Below are 266 nucleotides of genomic sequence, written 5' to 3'. Positions count from 1 at the left end.
ATGTGGACATGCGGATGGTGCGTTAGCGCCGAGCCCCATGTGTGGAGCACGGCGGTGATGCCGATGCGCGCGCCGAGGTGCCTGCGATCGGCCGCGATCGTCAGCATCGTCTTCGATGCCGCCTTGAACAGCAGATCGTAGACCAGCGCCTTGTTGTGGAACGCGACGTCGGCGACCTCGGCGGGCAGAGTGAACACGACATGGAAGTATCCGACCGGCAGCAGGTCGGCTTCGCGCTCGGCGAGCCATGTCCGCGCCGCCGCGCC

Annotated in this window: 1 protein-coding gene; it reads right to left on the bottom strand. The window is 66.9% G+C overall.

The genetic code is table 11. The annotated features are described in order from the left end of the window. Positions 1-266, bottom strand: a 266-nt coding sequence (locus tag AC0L2B_RS00075; RefSeq protein WP_473743613.1) for a transposase, incomplete at both ends; no start/stop codon positions are given.

The sequence above is a fragment of the Mesorhizobium sp. WSM4815 genome (genome assembly GCF_055811575.1).
The sequence above is the reverse complement of the archived record's forward strand: the minus strand, read 5'-3'. Positions and strand labels throughout refer to the sequence as shown.